Raw genomic sequence first — 21,714 nt, forward strand, 5'->3', positions numbered from 1 at the left:
CTGTTTTTTTGTTTGGAAGCATTGCTTTTTAAGTGTAGTACTTTGGGCTATTTCGGCTGTTAGTTCATAAGCATTAAAAGCTGATATGGATAAGAAAGAGAAAATGCGTTGCACATGTTCACTGCTTATAAAGATTAGGGGAGGTATGACAATATGGAAATAACTTTTTACCCTTTAACGGATGCACAAAAACGAATTTGGTACACAGAAAAATTTTATCCTCACACGAGCATTTCAAATCTTGCGGGGATTGGTAAGCTGGTTTCAGCTGATGCGATTGATTATGTGCTTGTTGAGCAGGCGATTCAAGAGTTTATTCGCAGAAATGACGCCATGCGCCTTCGGTTGCGGCTAGATAAAAACGGGGAGCCTGTTCAATATATTAGCGAGTATCGGCCTGTTGATATAAAACATACTGACACTACTGAAGATCCGAATGCGATAGAGTTTATTTCACAATGGAGCCGGGAGGAAACGAAGAAACCGTTGCCGTTGTACGATTGTGATTTGTTCCGTTTTTCCTTGTTCACCATAAAGGAAAATGAAGTGTGGTTTTACGCAAATGTTCATCACGTGATTTCTGATGGTATCTCCATGAATATTCTCGGAAATGCGATCATGCACATTTATTTAGAATTAGCCAGCGGCTCAGAGACAAAAGAAGGAATCTCGCATTCATTTATCGATCATGTTTTATCTGAACAGGACTATGCTCAATCGAAGCGGTTTGAAAAGGACAAGGCGTTTTGGAACAAACAATTTGAATCGGTGCCTGAACTTGTTTCCTTGAAACGGAATGCTTCCGCAGGAGGAAGTTTAGATGCTGAGAGGTTCTCTAAAGATGTGCCTGAAGCGCTTCATCAGCAGATTCTATCGTTTTGTGAGGCGAATAAAGTCAGTGTTCTTTCGGTATTTCAATCGTTGCTCGCCGCCTATTTATACAGGGTCAGCGGCCAGAATGATGTTGTGACGGGAACCTTTATGGGCAACCGGACAAATGCGAAAGAGAAGCAGATGCTTGGCATGTTTGTTTCTACGGTTCCGCTTCGGACAAACATTGACGGCGGGCAGGCGTTTTTAGAATTTGTCAAAGACCGGATGAAGGATCTCATGAAGACGCTTCGCCACCAAAAGTACCCTTATAATCTCCTGATCAACGATTTGCGTGAAACAAAGAGCTCTCTGACCAAGCTGTTTACTGTTTCTCTTGAATATCAGGTGATGCAGTGGCAAAAAGAAGAGGACCTTGCCTTTTTGACTGAGCCGATTTTCAGCGGCAGCGGATTAAATGATGTCTCGATCCATGTAAAGGATCGATGGGATACTGGGAAACTCACCATAGATTTTGATTACCGCACTGATTTATTTTCACGTGAAGAAATCAACATGATTTGTGAGCGCATGATTACAATGCTGGAGGACGCGTTAACGCATCCAGAACATACAATTGATGAATTAACGATGATTTCTGATGCGGAGAAAGAGAAGCTGCTTGCGAGGGCCGGCGGTAAATCTGTGAGCTACCGTAAGGACATGACGATCCCGGAACTGTTCCAAGAAAAGGCTGAGCAGCTTTCAGATTATCCAGCGGTTGTATTTGAAGATCGCACATTGTCCTATCGAACGTTACATGAACAATCTGCACGTATCGCCAATGTGCTGAAACAGAAGGGGGTTGGCCCGGACAGTCCTGTCGCGGTTTTGATTGAACGTTCTGAACGGATGATTACAGCTATCATGGGGATTTTACAAGCCGGCGGAGCCTATGTGCCGATTGATCCGGGTTTTCCTGCTGAGCGCATTCAATATATTTTGGAGGACTGCGGGGCGGACTTTATCCTGACTGAATCGAAGGTTGCGGCGCCTGAAGCCGATGCTGAGCTGATTGACTTAGATCAGGCGATTGAGGAAGGTACAGAAGAAAGCCTGAATGCAGATGTGAACGCTCGGAACCTTGCCTACATTATATACACATCGGGAACAACCGGACGCCCGAAAGGCGTTATGATCGAGCATCGCCAGGTTCATCATTTGGTTGAATCTCTGCAGCAGACGATTTACCAAAGCGGCAGCCAAACCCTGCGGATGGCATTGCTTGCGCCGTTCCACTTTGATGCGTCAGTGAAGCAGATCTTCGCGTCGCTTCTTTTGGGGCAAACCCTTTATATCGTACCGAAGAAAACAGTGACGAATGGGGCCGCCCTTGCAGCATATTATCGGAGAAACAGCATTGAGGCGACGGATGGAACACCGGCTCATTTGCAAATGCTGGTAGCAGCGGGCGATTTTGAAGGCCTAAAACTGAAACACATGCTGATCGGAGGAGAAGGCCTGTCATCTGTTGTTGCGGACAAGCTGCTGAAGCTGTTTAAAGAAGCCGGCACAGCGCCGCGTTTGACCAATGTGTACGGGCCGACTGAAACGTGCGTTGACGCGTCTGTTCATCCGGTTATCCCTGAGAGTGCAGTTCAATCAGCGTATGTGCCGATCGGGAAAGCACTGGGGAACAATCGCTTATATATTTTGGATCAAAAAAGCCGGCTGCAGCCTGAAGGCGTGGCGGGCGAGCTTTATATCGCGGGAGACGGTGTGGGCCGAGGCTATTTGCATTTGCCTGAATTAACGGAAGAGAAGTTTTTACAAGATCCATTCGTGCCGGGCGATCACATGTACCGGACCGGGGATGTGGTGCGCTGGCTTCCAGATGGAACAATCGAATATTTAGGCAGAGAGGACGACCAGGTCAAAGTCCGCGGATACCGGATTGAGCTTGGGGAAATTGAAGCCGTGATTCAGCAGGCGCCAGACGTTGCAAAAGCCGTTGTTTTGGCACGCCCTGACGAACAGGGAAATCTTGAGGTTTGCGCATATGTTGTGCAGAAGCCTGGAAGCGAATTTGCGCCAGCCGGCTTGAGGGAGCATGCGGCCAGACAGCTTCCTGACTATATGGTGCCGGCTTACTTTACAGAAGTGACAGAAATTCCGCTTACGCCAAGCGGCAAAGTCGACCGCCGCAAGCTGTTTGCACTAGAGGTGAAGGCTGTCAGCGGCACTGCCTATACAGCGCCGCGAAATGAGACTGAAAAAGCAATCGCAGCCATTTGGCAGGACGTACTGAACGTTGAGAAGGCGGGGATCTTTGACAATTTCTTTGAAACCGGCGGGCATTCATTGAAAGCCATGACCCTTTTAACAAAGATTCATAAGCAAACAGGCGTCGAGATTCCGCTTCAATATTTGTTTGAGCATCCGACGATTGCGGCTCTTGCAGAGGAAGCTGATCACAGAGAAAGCCGGGCATTTTCGGTGATTGAACCTGCTGAAAAACAGGAACATTATCCGCTTTCTCTGGCACAGCAGCGAACATATATCGTCAGCCAGTTCGAGGATGCGGGAGTCGGCTACAACATGCCGGCAGCAGCAATTCTAGAAGGGCCTTTAGATATTCAAAAGCTGGAGCGCGCATTTCAGGGGTTAATCCGACGCCACGAGTCGTTGAGAACATCATTTGTTCTTGAAAACAGCACGCCGAGACAGAAAATTCACGATAGCGTTGATTTCAACATCGAAATGATTGAAAGAGGCGGCCGCTCAGATGAGGCAATTATGGCTTCATTCGTTCGGAAATTTGATTTGGCGAAAGCGCCGCTGTTCAGAATCGGTTTGCTGGAGCTTGAAGGGAACCGTCATATGCTGCTGTTTGACATGCACCATTTGAATTCTGACGGTGTATCCATTGGCATTATGCTGGAGGAGTTAGCACGCATTTATAAAGGCGAACAGCTTCCTGAGCTTCGTCTTCAGTATAAGGACTACGCTGTATGGCAAAGCAGACAGGCTGCTGAAGGATACAAGAAGGACCAGGCTTATTGGAAGGAAGTCTTTGCAGGCGAGCTCCCGGTGCTTCAGCTTCTGTCCGATTACCCAAGACCGCCTGTTCAGAGCTTTGAAGGGGATCGGGTGTCAATCAAGCTGGATGCGGGGATAAAGGATCGCCTCAATCGTTTGGCTGAACAAAACGGCGCCACTTTGTATATGGTGATGCTGTCCGCTTACTATACGCTTTTGTCAAAGTATACGGGACAGGATGACATCATTGTCGGGACGCCGTCAGCCGGCAGAAATCACTCCGATACAGAGGGCATTATCGGGATGTTCGTCAATACGCTTGCGATTCGCAGTGAGGTGAAGCAGGATGAGACGTTTACCCAATTGATCTCGCGTGTTCGTAAACAGGTGCTGGATGCCTTTTCTCATCAGGACTATCCGTTTGAGTGGCTTGTTGAAGACTTGAATATCCCGCGTGATGTTAGCAGGCATCCGCTGTTTGACACGATGTTCAGCCTTCAAAACGCGACAGAGGGCATTCCGGCTGTCGGCGATCTGTCCTTGTCTGTTCATGAGACCAATTTCAAGATTGCCAAATTTGATTTGACGGTGCAGGCGAGAGAAACCGATGAAGGCATTGAGCTTGATTTGGATTACAGCACGAAGCTGTTTAAACAAAGCACGGCAGACAGGCTGCTTACGCATTTTGCGCGTTTGCTTGAAGATGCTGCGGCTGATCCGGAGAAGCGGATTTCCGAGTATAAGCTTCTTTCTGAAGAGGAGGCTGCTTCGCAAATTCAGCAGTTTAACCCGGGCAGAACACCTTATCCGAAAGACAAAACAATTGTTCAGCTGTTTGAGGAGCAAGCGGCGAAAACGCCAGACCAGCCGGCACTTCAATATGAAGGTGAAACACTCACTTATCGTGAGCTGAATGAACGGGCCAATCGTTTAGCCCGCGGCATTCTTTCTCTTGGAGCTGGCGAAGGCAGAACTGCGGCTGTCTTATGCGAGCGGTCAATGGATATGATTGTGTCGATCTTGGCAGTATTAAAATCAGGTTCGGCTTATGTTCCGATTGATCCGGAACATCCGATTCAGCGGATGCAGCATTTCTTCCGTGACAGCGGAGCAAAGGTGCTTCTCACTCAGAGGAAATTAAAGGCTTTGGCGGAAGAAGCGGAATTTAAGGGCGTTATCGTGCTAGCCGATGAGGAAGAAAGCTATCATGCCGATGCGCGCAATCTCGCACTGCCTCTTGATTCTGAAGCAATGGCAAACCTGACGTATACCTCTGGAACGACTGGAACACCTAAGGGGAATATCGTGACACATGCCAATATTCTCCGCACGGTGAAGGAAACGAATTATCTCAGCATTACAGAACAGGATACGATTCTCGGTCTTTCCAATTACGTGTTTGACGCGTTTATGTTCGATATGTTCGGCTCTTTGTTAAACGGAGCCAAGCTGGTGCTGATACCGAAGGAAACCGTTTTGGACATGGCTCGCCTGTCCCGCGTCATTGAACGGGAGAACATCAGCATTCTCATGATTACAACCGCTTTGTTCCACTTGCTTGTGGACTTGAATCCGGCGTGCTTGTCAACGCTTCGCAAGATTATGTTTGGCGGGGAACGGGCTTCGGTTGAGCATGTCAGAAAAGCTTTGCAAACGGTTGGAAAGGGCAAGCTCCTTCACATGTATGGGCCGTCTGAAAGCACGGTTTTCGCGACGTATCATCCGGTTGATGAATTGGAGGAGCACACGCTGTCTGTTCCGATTGGAAAACCGGTCAGCAATACGGAAGTATACATTCTTGACCGCACGGGACACGTGCAGCCTGCCGGGATTGTCGGAGAGCTTTGCGTCAGCGGCGAAGGACTCGTGAAAGGCTATTACAACCGTCCAGAACTGACTGAGGAGAAATTTGTTCCCCATCCGTTTACATCTGGCGAACGCATGTATAAAACGGGAGACCTTGCGAGATGGCTGCCGAATGGCGACATCGAATTTATCGGGCGAATCGACCATCAGGTGAAGATTCGCGGACAGCGCATCGAGCTTGGAGAAATCGAACATCAGCTGCAAACCCATGATCGTGTTCAGGAAAGTGTTGTGCTTGCCGTTGATCAAGGAGCGGGAGATAAACTGCTTTGCGCTTACTATGTCGGAGAGGGAGACATCTCATCACAAGAGATGAGAGAGCATGCTGCGAAGGACTTGCCGGCATATATGGTTCCTGCGGTGTTTATCCAAATGGACGAGCTGCCGCTGACAGGGAACGGAAAAATTGACCGAAGAGCGCTGCCGATTCCTGATGCCAACGTTTCAAGAGGTGTTTCATATGTGGCGCCACGCAATGAAACGGAACAAAAAGTCGCAGACATTTGGGCGCAGGTGCTTCAGGCTGAACAAGTCGGCGTTTATGACCACTTCTTTGACGTTGGCGGACATTCATTAGCAGGCATGAAGATGCTTGCCTTGGTTCATCAGGAACTGGGCGTTGAGCTGTCACTCAAGGATCTCTTCCAGTCACCGACGGTTGAGGGCTTGGCACAGGTGATTGCCTCTGTTGAAAAAGGGACAGCCGCCAGTATCAGCCCAGCAGAGAAACAAGATACGTATCCTGTTTCTTCACCGCAAAAACGGATGTACGTGCTTCAGCAGCTTGAGGATGCGCAAACGAGCTATAACATGCCTGCGGTTCTGCGCCTGACAGGTGAGCTTGATATTGAAAGGCTTAACAGCGTCATGCAGCAGTTAATGCAGCGTCATGAAGCCTTGAGAACCACGTTTGAAATAAAAGATGGAGAAACGGTGCAGCGGATCTGGGAAGAGGCTGAGTGTGAGATAGCCTATTTCGAAGCCCCGGAAGAAGAGACAGAGCGGATCGTTTCTGAGTTTATTAAGCCTTTCAAAATCGACCAACTTCCACTGTTCAGAATAGGGCTGATCAAGCATTCAGACACTGAGCATGTGCTGCTGTTCGATATGCATCACATTATTTCTGACGGTGCGTCTGTCGGTGTGCTGATTGAGGAGCTTTCAAAGCTGTACGACGGAGAAATCCTTGAGCCGCTCCGTATTCAATATAAGGATTATGCCGTGTGGCAGCAGCAGTTCATTCAGTCTGAGCTTTACAAGAAGCAAGAGGAGCATTGGCTGAAGGAGCTGGACGGAGAACTGCCGGTGTTGACGCTTCCGACTGATTACAGTCGGCCTGCCGTTCAAACATTTGAGGGAGACCGCATTGCATTTTCATTAGAAGCAGGCAAAGCTGATGCTCTGCGCAGGCTTGCAAAAGAAACGGATTCCACGCTTTACATGGTGCTTCTGGCTTCATACAGTGCGTTTTTATCAAAACTTAGCGGGCAAGACGATATCATCGTCGGTTCACCTGTGGCCGGACGATCTCAAGCGGACGTCAGCCGTGTCATCGGAATGTTTGTCAATACACTGGCGCTCCGCACGTATCCGAAGGGTGAAAAGACGTTTGCTGACTATCTTAACGAAGTGAAAGAAACGGCACTAAGCGCTTTTGATGCGCAGGATTATCCGCTTGAGGACTTGATCGGAAATGTTCAGGTTCAGCGTGACACAAGCAGAAATCCGTTATTTGATGCAGTTTTTTCAATGCAAAATGCGAACATAAAGGATTTAACAATGAAAGGGATTCAGCTTGAGCCGCATCCGTTTGAACGGAAAACAGCCAAGTTTGACCTCACGCTGATGGCTGACGAAACCGACGGAGGGCTTACATTCGTACTCGAATACAATACAGCTCTGTTTAAGCAGGAAACGATTGAACGATGGAAGCAATATTGGATGCAGCTTTTGGATGCTGTTACTGGGAACCCGAACCAGCCGCTTTCCAGCCTGTCATTTGTCACTGAAACAGAAAAACAAGCGCTTCTTAAGGCATGGAAGGGCAAATCGCTGCCTGTGCCGACAGACAAAACGGTTCATCAGCTATTCGAAGAGACTGTCCAGCGCCACAAAGACCGCCCGGCTGTCACATACAACGGCCAGTCTTGGACGTACGGCGAGCTGAATGCGAAGGCAAATCGTCTTGCGCGGATTCTGATGGACTGCGGTATCAGCCCGGATGACCGCGTCGGCATTCTCACGAAGCCGTCGCTTGAAATGTCCGCCGCGGTGCTCGGTGTCTTAAAGGCGGGAGCGGCGTTTGTGCCGATTGATCCTGACTACCCGGATCAGCGGATTGAATATATTTTACAGGACAGCGGCGCGAAGCTTCTCTTGAAGCAAGAGGGGAATTCAGTGCCGGACAGCTATACGGGAGATGTCATTCTTCTCGACGGAAGCCGCACGATTCTAAGCCTGCCGCTTGATGAAAACGACGAGGGAAATCCAGAGACGGCTGTAACCGCGGAGAACTTGGCGTACATGATTTACACGTCTGGAACGACCGGACAGCCGAAGGGTGTCATGGTCGAGCACCATGCGCTTGTGAACCTGTGCTTCTGGCACCACGACGCGTTCAGCATGACAGCGGAGGACCGCAGTGCGAAGTACGCAGGCTTTGGATTTGACGCTTCCATTTGGGAGATGTTCCCGACCTGGACGATCGGTGCCGAACTTCACGTCATTGATGAAGCGATCCGCCTCGATATCGTCCGCCTGAACGATTATTTTGAAACGAACGGCATAACGATCACGTTCCTGCCGACACAGCTTGCGGAACAGTTCATGGAGCTTGAGAACACATCGCTACGCGTATTGCTCACAGGCGGAGACAAGCTGAAGCGCGCAGTGAAAATGCAGTACACACTCGTCAATAACTACGGGCCGACAGAAAATACGGTCGTTGCCACAAGCGCAGAAATCCATCCGGAGGAAGGCTCGCTTTCCATCGGACGGGCGATCGCCAATACGAGAGTATACATCCTCGGCGAGGGCAATCAGGTGCAGCCGGAAGGCGTAGCCGGAGAGCTTTGCGTGGCGGGGCGCGGATTGGCACGCGGCTATCTGAATAAAGAAGACGAAACCGCGAAGCGGTTTGTTGCTGATCCGTTTGTGCCGGGTGAGCGCATGTACCGTACCGGCGATTTGGTGAAATGGACGGGCGGCGGCATTGAGTACATCGGCCGGATCGACCAGCAGGTCAAGGTCCGCGGCTACCGGATCGAGCTCTCAGAAATTGAAGTCCAGCTCGCCCAGCTTTCTGAGGTGCAGGATGCGGCGGTGACAGCTGTCAAAGATAAAGGCGGCAACACAGCGATCGCGGCGTATGTCACACCGGAAACAGCTGACATAGAAGCACTGAAATCAGCACTGAAGGAAACCCTGCCGGATTACATGATCCCGGCGTTCTGGGTGACGCTGAACGAGCTTCCGGTTACGGCAAACGGCAAAGTGGACCGCAAAGCCTTGCCTGAGCCGGACATCGAAGCGGGAAGCGGAGAATACAAAGCGCCGACGACCGACATGGAAGAGCTGCTTGCCGGCATCTGGCAGGACGTGCTTGGAATGTCTGAAGTCGGTGTCACCGACAATTTCTTCTCGCTTGGCGGAGATTCCATCAAAGGAATTCAAATGGCGAGCCGCTTGAACCAGCACGGCTGGAAGCTGGAAATGAAAGATCTCTTCCAGCATCCGACGATCGAAGAGCTTACCCAATATGTAGAGCGTGCCGAAGGCAAACAGGCAGACCAAGGCCCGGTGGAGGGCGAAGTCATCCTGACGCCGATCCAGCGCTGGTTCTTTGAAAAGAACTTCACGAACAAGCACCACTGGAACCAATCGGTGATGCTTCACGCCAAGAAGGGCTTTGATCCTGAACGGGTGGAGAAAACATTGCAGGCGCTGATCGAGCATCATGACGCGCTCCGTATGATCTACCGTGAGGGACAGGAAGACGTCATTCAATACAACAGAGATCTTGAAGCTGCTTCAGCTCAATTGGAGGTCATCCAGATTGAGGGCCAAGCTGCAGATTACGAAGACCGTATAGAGAGAGAAGCGGAGCGTTTGCAAAGCAGCATCGACTTGCAGGAAGGCGGCTTGTTAAAAGCAGGCTTGTTCCAAGCGGAAGACGGAGACCACTTGCTTCTTGCCATTCATCACTTAGTGGTTGACGGCGTGTCGTGGCGGATTCTACTGGAGGATTTCGCCGCAGTATATACACAGCTTGAGCAAGGCAATGAACCGGTTCTCCCGCAGAAAACACATTCATTTGCAGAGTATGCAGAGAGATTGCAAGACTACGCGAACTCCAAAGCTTTTTTGAAAGAAAAAGAGTATTGGAGACAGCTTGAAGAACAAGCAGTCGCGGCAAAGCTTCCGAAAGACCGCGAATCTGGTGATCAGCGAATGAAACATACAAAGACAATTGAATTCTCGCTGACTGCTGAAGAGACAGAACAGCTCACCACAAAGGTGCATGAGGCATATCACACAGAAATGAATGATATTTTGCTGACGGCATTCGGATTGGCAATGAAGGAGTGGACGGGTCAAGATCGAGTAAGTGTTCATTTAGAGGGGCATGGACGTGAAGAAATCATAGAAGACCTGACCATTTCCCGCACAGTCGGCTGGTTTACAAGTATGTACCCAATGGTGCTCGATATGAAGCATGCGGATGATCTGGGCTACCAGCTGAAGCAAATGAAAGAAGATATCAGACATGTGCCGAATAAGGGAGTCGGATACGGCATTCTGCGCTATCTGACGGCACCGGAACATAAAGAAGATGTGGCGTTCTCGATTCAGCCGGATGTCAGCTTCAACTATTTAGGTCAGTTTGACGAAATGTCGGATGCAGGTTTGTTTACGAGATCAGAGCTGCCATCAGGACAGTCATTAAGCCCTGAAACAGAAAAACCGAATGCGCTGGATGTTGTTGGATATATCGAAAACGGAAAACTGACGATGTCACTGGCCTATCATTCTCTTGAATTTCATGAAAAAACAGTACAAACATTCAGTGACAGCTTTAAAGCGCATCTTCTCAGAATCATTGAACATTGCCTATCTCAAGACGGTACGGAACTGACCCCGAGTGATCTTGGTGACGACGATTTGACGCTGGATGAGCTGGATAAATTAATGGAAATTTTCTAATAGAGGTGGCATATGAGCAAAAAATCGATTCAAAAGGTGTACGCACTGACACCAATGCAGGAGGGAATGCTGTATCATGCGATGCTTGATCCGCATTCTTCCTCGTACTTCACACAATTAGAGCTTGGGATTCACGGCGCTTTTGATCTTGAAATCTTTGAGAAAAGCGTCAATGAACTGATTCGGTCATACGATATTCTCCGTACGGTATTTGTGCATCAGCAGCTGCAAAAACCGCGTCAGGTCGTGTTAGCGGAACGCAAAACAAAGGTGCATTATGAGGATATCAGTCATGCAGACGAGAACCGCCAGAAAGAGCACATTGAGCGTTACAAACAAGACGTTCAGCGCCAAGGCTTTAACCTGGCAAAAGACATATTGTTCAAGGTAGCGGTTTTCCGCCTTGATGCAGATCAGCTGTATCTTGTCTGGAGCAATCATCATATTATGATGGACGGCTGGAGCATGGGCGTCCTCATGAAAAGCCTGTTCCAAAACTATGAAGCGCTCAGAGCAGGCAGGACACCGGCAAACGGTCAGGGCAAGCCTTATTCCGATTACATCAAGTGGCTTGGAAAACAGGACAATGAAGAAGCGGAGAGCTACTGGAGCGAGCGCTTGGCGGGTTTTGAACAGCCAAGCGTGCTCCCGGGCCGCCTGCCTGTAAAAAAAGACGAATACGTCAATAAAGAATATTCCTTTACATGGGACGAAACATTGGTTGCCCGTATTCAGCAAACCGCAAATCTCCATCAAGTGACAGGGCCTAACCTATTTCAGGCCGTTTGGGGCATTGTTCTCAGCAAATACAACTTTACGGATGATGTTGTCTTCGGAACGGTCGTCTCAGGAAGGCCGTCTGAAATCAACGGAATTGAAACGATGGCGGGGCTGTTTATCAACACCATTCCGGTGCGGGTGAAAGTTGAACGAGATGCTGCATTCGCTGATATTTTCACAGCTGTTCAGCAGCATGCAGTAGAGGCAGAGCGTTACGATTACGTGCCGCTCTATGAGATTCAAAAACGCTCAGCCCTTGATGGCAATCTCTTAAACCATCTGGTCGCGTTTGAAAATTATCCGCTTGATCAAGAGCTTGAAAACGGCAGCATGGAAGACCGCCTCGGGTTTTCGATTAAGGTAGAAAGCGCATTTGAACAAACGAGCTTCGATTTCAACCTGATTGTGTATCCAGGCAAAACATGGACCGTCAAAATTAAATATAACGGAGCCGCCTTTGATTCCGCTTTTATCGAACGGACAGCGGAGCACCTTACCCGCATGATGGAAGCAGCTGTCGATCAGCCGGCCGCTTTTGTGCGTGAGTACGGGCTTGTTGGAGACCAAGAGCAGCGGCAAATTGTCGAGGTGTTTAACAGCACGAAAGCCGAATTCCCTGAAGGAATGGCTGTTCACCAAGTGTTTGAAGAGCAAGCGAAACGGACGCCGGCGAGCACTGCCGTCGTATATGAAGGAACCGAGCTGACGTACCGCGAGTTGAATGCAGCGGCTAACCGTCTGGCGAGAAAGCTTGTCGAACAAGGGCTTCAAAAAGGGGAAACAGCAGCGATTATGAACGACCGCTCAGTAGAAACCGTTGTCGGCATGCTGGCTGTGTTAAAAGCAGGCGCCGCATATGTGCCGCTTGATCCAGCGCTTCCTGGGGATCGTCTTCGTTTCATGGCAGAGGACAGCTCTGTTCGAATGGTTTTGACCGGAAATTCTTATACAGGGCAGGCACATCAGCTGCAGGTGCCGGTTCTTACACTGGACATAGGCTTTGAAGAGAGTGAAGCGGCTGACAATCTCAACCTGCCATCCGCCCCGTCTGATTTGGCGTACATCATGTACACATCCGGTTCAACGGGCAAACCGAAAGGCGTCATGATCGAACATAAAAGCATTCTGCGCCTCGTCAAAAATGCCGGGTACGTTCCTGTTACTGAAGAGGACCGCATGGCGCAAACGGGAGCTGTCAGCTTTGATGCCGGAACGTTTGAGGTATTCGGCGCACTGCTGAATGGCGCAGCGCTTTATCCGGTCAAAAAAGAGACGCTGCTTGATGCGAAACAATTTGCTGCATTTCTGCGTGAGCAAAGAATCTCGACGATGTGGCTGACGTCACCTTTATTCAACCAGCTTGCCGCAAAGGATGCTGGTATGTTCGGCACACTGCGCCATTTAATCATCGGCGGAGACGCACTTGTCCCGCATATAGTCAGCAAAGTAAAACAGGCATCGCCGTCACTTTCATTGTGGAACGGATACGGCCCGACAGAAAACACGACGTTTTCAACCAGTTTTCTGATCGACCGTGAGTATGGCGGCTCTATCCCAATCGGGAAGCCGATCGGAAATTCCACTGCCTACATCCTGGATGAGCAGCAATGTCTGCAGCCAATCGGCGCGCCTGGTGAGCTTTGCGTAGGCGGAATCGGTGTAGCGCGAGGATATGTGAATCTCCCTGAGCTGACGGAGAAGCAATTTCTCGAAGACCCGTTCAGACCGGGTGAGAGAATTTATCGCACTGGTGACTTGGCAAGATGGCTGCCGGACGGCAATATCGAATTTTTAGGCAGAATCGACAACCAAGTGAAGGTGCGCGGCTTCCGAATTGAGCTTGGCGAAATTGAAACAAAACTGAACATGGCTGAGCATGTGACAGAAGCTGCGGTGATCATCCGCAAGAACAAAGCGGATGAAAATGAAATTTGCGCGTACTTCACGGCGGATCGTGAAGTGCCTGTGAGTGAGCTGAGAAAAACACTGTCTCAGTCTTTGCCTGACTATATGGTCCCTGCCCACCTGATTCAAATGGAAAGTCTGCCGCTCACGCCAAACGGGAAAATCAACAAAAAGGAACTGCCTGCACCGCAATCAGAAGCCGTGCAGCCGGAATACGCAGCACCAGAAACAGAGAGTGAAAAGAAATTAGCGGAGATCTGGGAAGGAATACTCGGCGTCAGAGCAGGCGTTACCGATAACTTCTTTATGATCGGCGGTCATTCTTTGAAAGCGATGATGATGACGGCGAAAATCCAAGAGCATTTTCATAAGGAAGTTCCGATAAAAGTGCTTTTTGAAAAGCCGACTATTCAAGAACTGGCACTGTATTTGGAAGAGAACGAGAGCAAGGAGGAGCAGACGTTTGAACCGATCAGGCAAGCACCTTATCAGCAGCATTATCCTGTATCCCCGGCCCAGCGGAGAATGTATATCCTCAATCAGCTTGGACAAGCAAACACAAGCTACAACGTCCCCGCTGTACTTCTGCTGGAGGGAGAAGTAGATAAAGACCGGCTTGAAAACGCGATACAGCAATTAATCAATCGGCACGAAATCCTCCGTACATCGTTTGACATGATCGACGGAGAGGTTGTGCAAACCGTTCATAAAAACATATCGTTCCAGCTGGAGGCTGCCAAGGGACAGGAAGAAGACGCGGAAGAGATAATCAAAGCATTTGTTCAGCCGTTTGAATTAAACCGCGCGCCGCTCGTCCGTTCGAAGCTTGTCCAGCTGGAAGAAAAACGCCACCTGCTGCTCATTGATATGCATCATATTATTACTGACGGCAGTTCAACAGGCATTCTAATCGGTGATCTTGCCAAAATATATCAAGGCGCAGATCTGGAACTGCCACAAATTCACTATAAAGATTATGCAGTTTGGCACAAAGAACAAACTGATAATCAAAAAGATGAGGAATACTGGCTCGATGTCTTTAAAGGCGAATTGCCAATACTGGATCTTCCCGCGGATTTCGAGCGGCCTGCTGAACGGAGCTTTGCGGGAGAGCGCGTGATGTTTGGGCTTGATAAGCAAATCACGGCTCAAATCAAATCGCTCATGGCAGAAACAGATACGACAATGTACATGTTTTTGCTGGCGGCGTTCAATGTACTCCTTTCCAAGTACGCGTCACAGGATGATATCATTGTCGGCTCGCCGACAGCTGGCAGAACACATCCTGATCTGCAAGGTGTGCCGGGTATGTTTGTCAACACGGTGGCACTCAGAACGGCACCAGCGGGGGATAAAACCTTCGCGCAATTCCTTGAAGAGGTCAAAACAGCCAGCCTTCAAGCATTCGAGCACCAGAGCTATCCGCTTGAGGAGCTGATTGAAAAGCTTCCGCTTACAAGGGATACAAGCAGAAGTCCGCTGTTCAGCGTGATGTTCAACATGCAGAATATGGAGATTCCTTCATTAAGATTAGGAGATTTGAAGATTTCCTCGTATTCCATGCTTCATCATGTTGCGAAATTTGATCTTTCCTTGGAAGCGGTCGAGCGTGAAGAGGATATCGGCCTAAGCTTTGACTATGCGACTGCCTTGTTTAAGGACGAGACGATCCGCCGCTGGAGCCGCCACTTTGTCAATATCATCAAAGCGGCCGCGGCTAATCCGAACGTTCGGCTGTCTGATGTAGATCTGCTTTCATCTGCAGAAACGGCTGCTTTGCTAGAAGAAAGACATATGACTCAAATTACCGAAGCAACCTTTGCCGCTCTTTTTGAAAAACAGGCCCAGCAAACACCTGACCATCCTGCGGTGAAGGCTGGCGGAAATCTGTTGACCTATCGCGAGCTTGATGAACAGGCGAACCAGCTGGCGCATCATCTTCGTGCCCAAGGGGCCGGAAATGAAGACATTGTCGCGATTGTTATGGACCGGTCAGCTGAAGTTATGGTATCCATTCTCGGTGTCATGAAGGCGGGGGCAGCTTTCCTTCCGATTGATCCTGATACACCTGAAGAACGAATCCGTTATTCATTAGAGGACAGCGGAGCAAAAATTGCGGTCGTGAATGAAAGAAACATGACGGCTATTGGGCAATATGAAGGGACAATCGTCAGCCTTGATGACGATAAGTGGAGAAATGAAAGCAAGGAGCGCCCATCATCGATTTCCGGGTCTCGCAATCTTGCATACGTCATTTATACGTCCGGCACGACCGGAAAGCCGAAGGGCGTGCAGATTGAGCATCGCAATCTGACAAACTATGTCTCTTGGTTTAGTGAAGAGGCGAGCCTGAAGGAAAATGATAAGACTGTATTGCTTTCATCTTACGCATTTGACCTTGGCTATACGAGCATGTTCCCCGTACTTCTGGGCGGGGGCGAGCTCCATATCGTACAGAAGGAAACCTATACGGCGCCGGATGAAATAGCGCACTATATCAAGGAGCATGGGATCACATATATCAAACTGACACCGTCTCTGTTCCATACAATAGTGAACTCAGCCAGTTTTGCAAAAGATGCGAACTTTGAATCCTTGCGCTTGATCGTCTTGGGAGGAGAAAAAATCATCCCGACTGATGTTCTCGCCTTCCGTAAGATGTATGGACACACCGAATTTATCAATCACTACGGCCCGACAGAAGCAACAATCGGCGCCATCGCCGGGCGGGTTGATCTGTCTGAGCCGGATGCATTTGCGAACCGCCCGACAATCGGACGGCCGATTGCGAATGCCGGCGCGCTTGTCTTAAATGAAGCATTGAAGCTTGTGCCGCCGGGAGCGAGCGGACATCTCTATATCACGGGACAGGGGCTTGCGAGAGGGTATCTCAACAGGCCTCAGCTGACAGCCGAGAGATTTGTGGAAAATCCATATTCGCCGGGCAGTCTCATGTACAAAACCGGAGATGTCGTACGAAAACTTTCTGACGGTACGCTTGCATTTATCGGCCGGGCTGATGATCAGGTGAAAATCCGCGGCTACCGCATTGAGCCGAAAGAAATTGAAACGGTCATGCTCAGCCTCAGCAGAATTCAAGAAGCGGTTGTATTAGCGGTTTCCGAGGGCGGCCTTCAAGAGCTTTGCGCGTATTATACGTCGGATCAAGCTATTGAAAAAGCAGAGCTCCGGAACCAGCTTTCCCTAACACTGCCGTCTCATATGATTCCTGCTTTCTTTGTGCAGGTTGACGCGATTCCGCTGACGGCAAACGGAAAAACCGACAGAAACGCTTTGCCGAAGCCGAACGCGGCACAATCCGGAGGCAAGGCCTTGGCCGCACCGGAGACAGCGCTTGAAGAAAGCTTATACCGCATTTGGCAGAAAACGCTTGGCATAGAAGCCATCGGCATTGACGACAATTTTTTCGATTTAGGCGGCCATTCATTAAAAGGGATGATGCTGATTGCCAACATTCAGGCGGAATTGGAGAAAAGCGTACCGCTTAAAGCACTGTTCGAGCAGCCGACTGTTCGCCAGCTGGCGGCTTATATGGAGGCGTCTGCCGTTTCAGGCGGCCATCAAGTCCTCAAACCGGCTGACAAGCAGGATATGTATCCATTGTCATCCGCACAGAAACGGATGTACGTGCTCAATCAGCTTGACCGCCAGACGATAAGCTACAACATGCCATCTGTTCTTCTAATGGAAGGCGAGCTTGATATTTCGCGCCTGCGCGACTCACTCAATCAGCTTGTGAATCGTCACGAATCATTGCGGACGTCATTTATGGAAGCTAATGGTGAGCCTGTTCAGCGCATCATTGAGAAGGCGGAGGTTGATCTTCATCTGTTTGAAGCCAAAGAAGACGAAGCGGACCAAAAGATTAAGGAATTTATCCGGCCATTCGACTTAAACGACGCACCGCTCATTCGCGCAGCTTTGCTTCGAATAGAAGCGAAAAAACATTTGCTGCTTTTAGATATGCATCATATCATCGCAGACGGCGTCTCAAGAGGCATTTTTGTAAAAGAATTGGCGCTGCTTTACAAAGGAGAGCAGCTTCCGGAGCCGGCGCTTCATTATAAAGATTTCGCCGTTTGGCAAAATGAAGCTGAGCAAAAAGAACGAATGAAGGAGCATGAGGCGTACTGGCTGTCGGTTCTTTCAGGAGAGCTGCCAGAGCTTGATCTCCCGCTCGATTACGCCCGTCCGCCTGTGCAAAGCTTTAAAGGAGATACGATCCGTTTCCGTACGGAAAGTGAGACGGCAAAGGCGGTAGAAAAACTGCTTACGGAAACCGGAACGACCTTGCACATGGTGCTCCATGCTGTTTTCCACGTCTTTTTAAGTAAAATTTCCGGACAGCGGGATATCGTCATCGGCTCCGTTACTGCCGGCCGGACGAATGCTGATATTCAGGACATGCCGGGAATGTTCGTCAATACACTTGCCCTGAGAATGGAAGCGAAAGAACAGCAAACATTTGCGGAGCTTTTGGAGCAAGCAAAGCAGACGAACCTGTCAGCGCTTGAGCATCAGGAGTATCCGTTTGAAGATCTGGTTAATCAGCTTGATCTCCCTCGGGATATGAGCCGAAACCCATTGTTTAATGTGATGGTGACGACAGAAAACCCTGATAAAGAACAGCTTGCATTGCAAAATCTGAGCATTTCACCTTATGAGGCTCATCAGGGAACTTCTAAGTTTGATCTGACACTGGGCGGATTTACCGATGAAAATGGCATTGGCTTGCAGCTCGAATATGCGACAGATCTGTTCGCGAAAGAAACAGCTGAAAAATGGAGCGAATACGTTCTGCGGCTACTAAAGGCTGTTGCGGATAACCCGAACCAGCCGCTTTCCAGCCTGTCATTTGTCACTGAAACAGAAAAACAAGCGCTTCTTGAGGCATGGAAGGGCAAATCGCTGCCTGTGCCGACAGACAAAACGGTTCATCAGCTATTCGAAGAGACTGTCCAGCGCCACAAAGACCGCCCGGCTGTCACATACAACGGCCAGTCTTGGACGTACGGCGAGCTGAATGCGAAGGCAAATCGTCTTGCGCGGATTCTGATGGACTGCGGCATCAGCCCGGATGACCGCGTCGGCATTCTCACGAAGCCGTCGCTTGAAATGTCCGCCGCGGTGCTCGGTGTCTTAAAGGCGGGAGCGGCGTTTGTGCCGATTGATCCTGACTACCCGGATCAGCGGATTGAATATATTTTACAGGACAGCGGCGCGAAGCTTCTCTTGAAACAGGAAGGCATTTCAGTGCCGGACAGCTATACGGGAGATGTCATTCTTCTCGACGGAAGCCGCACGATTCTAAGCCTGCCGCTTGATGAAAACGACGAGGAAAATCCAGAGACGGCTGTAACCGCGGAGAACTTGGCGTACATGATTTACACGTCTGGAACGACCGGACAGCCGAAGGGTGTCATGGTCGAGCATCATGCGCTTGTGAACCTGTGCTTCTGGCACCACGACGCGTTCAGCATGACAGCGGAGGACCGCAGTGCGAAGTACGCAGGCTTTGGGTTCGACGCTTCCATTTGGGAGATGTTCCCGACCTGGACGATCGGTGCTGAGCTTCACGTCATTGATGAAGCGATCCGCCTCGATATCGTCCGCCTGAACGATTATTTTGAAACGAACGGCATAACGATCACGTTCCTGCCGACACAGCTTGCGGAACAGTTCATGGAGCTAGAGAACACATCGCTACGCGTATTGCTCACAGGCGGAGACAAGCTGAAGCGCGCAGTGAAAAAGCCGTACACACTCGTCAATAACTACGGGCCGACAGAGAATACGGTCGTTGCCACAAGCGGAGAAATCCATCCGGAGGAAGGCTCGCTTTCCATCGGACGGGCCATTGCCAATACGAGAGTGTACATTCTCGGCGAGGGCAATCAGGTGCAGCCGGAAGGCGTAGCCGGAGAGCTTTGCGTGGCGGGGCGCGGACTGGCACGCGGCTATCTGAATCGAGAAGACGAAACCGCGAAGCGGTTTGTCGCTGATCCGTTTGTGCCGGGTGAGCGCATGTACCGTACCGGCGATTTAGTGAAATGGACGGGCGGCGGCATTGAGTACATCGGCCGGATCGACCAGCAGGTCAAGGTCCGCGGCTACCGGATCGAGCTCTCAGAAATTGAAGTCCAGCTCGCCCAGCTTTCTGAGGTGCAGGATGCGGCGGTGACAGCTGTCAAAGATAAAGGCGGCAACACAGCGATCGCGGCGTATGTCACACCGGAAACAGCTGACATAGAAGCCCTGAAATCAGCACTGAAGGAAACCCTGCCGGATTACATGATCCCGGCGTTCTGGGTGACGCTGAACGAGCTTCCGGTTACGGCAAACGGCAAAGTGGACCGCAAAGCCTTGCCTGAGCCGGACATTGAAGCGGGAAGCGGAGAATACAAAGCGCCGACGACCGACATGGAAGAGCTGCTTGCCGGCATCTGGCAGGATGTGCTTGGAATGTCTGAAGTCGGTGTCACCGACAATTTCTTCTCGCTTGGCGGAGATTCCATCAAAGGAATTCAAATGGCGAGCCGCTTGAACCAGCACGGCTGGAAGCTGGAAATGAAAGATCTCTTCCAGCACCCGACGATCGAAGAGCTTACCCAATATGTAGAGCGTGCCGAAGGCAAACAGGCAGACCAAGGCCCGGTGGAGGGCGAAGTCATCCTGACGCCGATCCAGCGCTGGTTCTTTGAAAAGAACTTCACGAACAAGCACCACTGGAACCAATCGGTGATGCTTCACGCCAAGAAGGGCTTTGATCCTGAACGGGTGGAGAAAACATTGCAGGCGCTGATCGAGCATCATGACGCGCTCCGCATGGTCTACCGTGAGGAAAACGGGGACCTCGTTCAGGCGTATAAATCGATCGGTGAGAGCAAGGTCAGCTTCGAAATCGTGGATCTGTACGGCTCCGATGAAGAGATGCTGAGAAGCCAGATTAAGATTCTCGCGAACAAGCTGCAAAGCAGTCTCGATCTGCGAACCGGGCCGCTTTTAAAGGCGGAGCAATATCGCACAGAAGCTGGGGATCACCTGCTCATTGCTGTACACCATCTCGTGGTCGACGGTGTGTCATGGCGGATTTTGCTTGAAGATTTTGCTTCAGGCTACATGCAGGCTGAGAAAGAAGAGAGCCTTGTCTTCCCACAAAAAACAAACTCCTTCAAGGACTGGGCGGAAGAACTGGCGGCATTCAGCCAATCAGCGCATCTTTTACAGCAGGCTGAATACTGGTCGCAAATTGCCGCTGAACAGGTTTCTCCTTTACCGAAGGATTGTGAAACAGAGCAGCGGATCGTCAAGGATACATCATCCGTCCTATGTGAACTAACGGAAGAAGACACGAAGCATCTTTTAACAGATGTTCATCAGCCATATGGAACTGAAATCAACGATATTCTTCTCAGCGCGCTCGGTTTGACAATGAAAGAATGGACAAAGGGTGCCAAAATTGGCATTAACCTTGAGGGACACGGCCGGGAGGACATTATCCCGAATGTGAATATCTCCAGAACGGTCGGCTGGTTTACGGCACAATACCCTGTTGTGCTCGACATATCTGAAGCAGATGCCTCAGCTGTGATCAAAACAGTCAAAGAAAACCTGCGCCGTATTCCGGACAAAGGTGTTGGCTACGGCATTCTTCGTTATTTCACAGAAACAGCGGAAACAAAGGGCTTCACACCGGAAATCAGCTTCAACTATTTGGGCCAATTCGACAGTGAAGTCAAAACCGATTTCTTTGAACCGTCCGCTTTCGATATGGGGCGCCAAGTAAGCGGAGAATCAGAGGCGCTGTACGCTTTAAGCTTCAGCGGCATGATCAGAAATGGCCGGTTTGTGCTTTCCTGCTCCTACAATGAAAAGGAGTTTGAAAGAGCCACGATTGAAGAGCGAATGGAACGGTTTAAAGAAAACCTCCTGATGCTAATCCGCCATTGCACGGAAAAAGAAGACAAGGAATTCACACCAAGCGACTTCAGCGCAGAAGACCTTGAAATGGACGAGATGGGAGATATCTTTGACATGCTTGAGGAGAATTTAAAATAAAACGCAAGGGAATTACAGAAGGCGGGAGCGAAA

At 49.9% G+C, this 21,714-nt stretch carries 2 protein-coding genes; both read left to right on the top strand.

The window, feature by feature from the left end; genetic code table 11:
- The first annotated feature begins 153 nt into the window (after window positions 1-153).
- Window positions 154-10,917, top strand: a complete 10,764-nt coding sequence (srfAA, locus tag AC0OMU_RS12970) for a surfactin non-ribosomal peptide synthetase SrfAA (RefSeq protein ID WP_474241227.1) — start codon at window positions 154-156, stop codon at window positions 10,915-10,917.
- Between the two features lie 12 nt (window positions 10,918-10,929).
- Entirely contained in the window at window positions 10,930-21,681 is a 10,752-nt protein-coding gene (srfAB, locus tag AC0OMU_RS12975) for a surfactin non-ribosomal peptide synthetase SrfAB (protein ID WP_474241228.1), read from the top strand.
- The last annotated feature ends 33 nt before the right edge of the window (window positions 21,682-21,714 follow it).

The organism is Bacillus sp. FAU18 (genome assembly GCF_056033885.1).

Bases quoted from the DNA above. Each gene is read 5' to 3' on its own strand.
- srfAB (WP_474241228.1), top strand. From the start codon at position 10,930: ATGAGCAAAAAATCGATTCAAAAGGTGTACGCACTGACACCAATGCAG.
- srfAA (WP_474241227.1), top strand. From the start codon at position 154: ATGGAAATAACTTTTTACCCTTTAACGGATGCACAAAAACGAATTTGG.